1 protein-coding gene is annotated in these 3207 nt (G+C 53.8%); it reads left to right on the top strand.

Translation table 11 applies throughout. From position 1 onward, the window contains the following. A partial coding sequence (locus V6D20_11080; GenBank protein HEY9816325.1) for a hypothetical protein occupies nucleotides 1-2997 on the top strand: 2997 nt, incomplete at its 5' end. Nucleotides 2998-3207: the final 210 nt, after the last annotated feature.

Below are 3207 nucleotides of genomic sequence, written 5' to 3'. Positions count from 1 at the left end.
GGGGTCGTGATGGCCTTTGCCTTTCAACTGCTCTTGACCAACCTAGCGATCGCGGTCATTGCCACCCCCGATAGTCCATCAAGCAATAGTAGCAATAGTGATTCTGAGAGCCTGGGCGACACCGTTCACGGTATTGAAACCAAAGTCGGATTGGGTCTACTAGTAAGCGTCAGTCTTGCCCTATTTGCCGCCTGTTTTCTAGCGGTCAAACTCAGTTTATTGAGCAGTCCTGGGTTGGGGGCAATTACCGGGATCATTATCTGGGCAGTTTTCTTTACTGCACTAACTTGGCTTAGCTCCACAGCCTTGGGTTCCCTGCTCGGCTCAGTGATCAGCACCGCGACGGCTGGTATGCAAAGCTTACTCGGTGCAGGTACGGCAATGCTGGGGGCAAATATGGCAAAAAGCCAGATGGTGTCTACCGCTGAAGACATTACGGCGGCGGTGCGGCGGGAGTTAACCGCAGGCTTTGATCCTGATACGATTCGGACAACACTGCAAAGTTCTTTAGATAAAGTACAGCTACCAAAGTTGAATGTTGATCAGCTCGGCGGACAGTTTGAAACCTTGCTGAAGGATGCGAATTTAGGGGCGATCGCTAGCAGTGATCTGCTCAAGAACGTCAACCGCGACACCTTCGTGAAGCTAGTGAGCAGCCGCACCGATCTCTCGAAGCGCGATATCAACAGCATCACCGATCAGCTAGAAGCTGCCTGGAAAAAGGTGGTCGGTTCCAACAATCAGCCTGACCCACAGGCATTGCTGACGCAGCTCAAGTCGGCAGATCCAGACGATCTGCAATCGGGTGAGTTAAGCCAGCAGTTAAATGACCTGATCAAAACCACGTCAGCCCAGCGCAAGCCCAGCGGTAGCAGCGGTAGCCTGACCAGTCAGGCCCTGCAGTTTGGCACGACAGCGCTGCTGAGCCGGGTACTGCAAAATGTTGATATCTCTGATATCGATATCGAAAAGATTGGTAGCCAACTGCGAACCTTTGGCAGCAATTTACTGCAGTCGAATGGCAACCATAACGATCACGCCAATGGTCACGCTAACGGCAAGTCTGCCAGCCAGCCCAAACCGTTTAGTGTGATCCAGGCAGATCTGGAAAACTACCTGCTGTTTTCGTCTCCTTGGAAACTGAACCGGGAAACGGTGAAGCAGGAATTTCGCGACGTGATTTATGATGCCGCTGCAGATCCCGGCATTATTCGCCAAGAGCTGGAGCTCATCGATCGCGACTACTTTGCCCAGGTGCTTAGCCTGCGAGACGACTTTACGCCAGAAAAAACTCAGGACTTGGCAGACTACTTAGAAGACATTCGGGCCGAGGTGTTTAGCACAGTTCAGGCAGCAGAAACTCAGGAAAAGTCTCAAGGTTTACGGAGTCAGGTGGAAAATTACCTGCGCTCTACACACAAATCAGAACTAAATCCCGAGGCGATCGGCCAAGATTTTCAGACTCTGTTGTCAGATCCACAGGCGGGATTCGAGGACTTGAGCCATCGTTTCCAGCAGTTTGATCGGGACACCTTAAAGCAACTGCTGAGCCAGCGCTCGGACATGAGCGAGGAAGAGGCCAACGAACTGGTGAATCAGCTAGAGAGCACCCGCGATCGCGTTCTGTCTGAAGCTCAAGAATTGCAAAACCAGGCTCAAACGAAAGCCCAAGAACTGCGCCAGAAGGTAGCCGACTATCTGCGCGATACCCACCAGGACGAACTCAACCCCGAAGGCATCCAGCGGGACTTAAAAACCCTATTGGACGATCCAGAGGCGGGTTTGAGTGCTCTGCGGGTGCGCCTCTCGCAGTTTGATCGCGAAACCTTGGTGCAACTCCTGAGCCAGCGCCAAGACCTTAGCGAAGACCGGGTCAACGAGGTGATCGATCAGGTGGAATCGGTACGGGATAGCATCTTGCAGGCTCCACAAAAGCTGGCAGGCAAAGCTAAAGCGCAGTACGACGAAACCACTCAAGCCCTAGCGGATTATCTCCGCAATACCAATCTGGATGAACTCAACCCCGAAGGCATCCAGCATGACCTCTCCACGTTGCTGAACGATCCAAAAGCAGGTGGTGCTGCCATTCAAGAGCGCTTGTCTCACATGGATCGAGAAACCCTGGTCAAACTCTTGAGCCAGCGGGATGACCTAACGGAGGAGCAAGTCAATCACGCCATTGACCAAGTGCAAGCCGCCATTCGCAACATCATCAAAGCACCCCGGCGCTTGGCCAGTCGGATTCAGCAACAGGCTGTGGACTTTGAAGCCAACCTGGAAAGCTATCTGCAAAACACCGAGAAGGAAGAACTGAATCCTGAGGGCATCAAGCGCGATCTGCAATTGCTGTTGCAGCATCCCCAGGCGGGGCTGAGTAGCCTAGGCGATCGCGTCTCCCATTTCGATCGGTCTACCTTTGTGGCGCTACTAGCCCAACGGGATGACATGACGGAGGAAGAAGCCAATCGCATTGCCGATCAGGTGGAAGCGAATTTCCGGGCGGTGGTGGAACAGCTCCAAAAAGTGCAGCGCGTGGTGCAGTCCACGATTGATAAGGGGTTCGACAATGTTCGCAGCTACCTGAATGGCTTGGAACGCCCCGAACTCAACTATGAGGGAATCAAGCGGGACTTTAGCCAACTGTTTGATGATCCGCAGATGGGGTTAGATGCCCTACGCGATCGCCTCACCCAGTTCGACCGGGAAACCTTGGTGGCGGTGATCAGCTCCCGTGATGACATCTCTGAAGCCGATGCCAACAGCATTATTGACCAGGTTGAAGCCGCGCGGGACAACGTGCTGCATCAAGTGGAGCGGGTGCAACAGGAAACCCAGCGGCGACTGCAATCCATCAAAGATGAAGCCCAACGGCAGGTGCGGGAAACGCGCAAAATGGCGGCGCAGGCAGCTTGGTGGGTCTTTGGCTCTGCCTTGTTCTCCCTAGGAGCCTCGGCGATCGCTGGGTTCGTGGCTGCAACCCGATTTGTTGTTCTATAGACCGGGCTTAGGGCTGAGTGACTCGCAAACCAAGGATGGGTCACTCAGCGCGATGGATTTTAGGGCTACTGACCGCTGCAACCCGCAGCACTATCTAAACACAGGTGAAACCATGGTAAGCGTTCCCAAGACTACGCTGGCTGAGCGAAGCCAAAACCACAACCCTTACGAGACATCCCCTAGTTCCTGCGGGAAGGCTCGATCAACGAC

Source organism: Candidatus Obscuribacterales bacterium (assembly GCA_036703605.1).
Lineage (GTDB): Bacteria > Cyanobacteriota > Cyanobacteriia > RECH01 > RECH01 > RECH01.
Note: the sequence above shows the minus strand (reverse complement) of the source record. Positions and strands in the feature narration are given on the sequence as shown.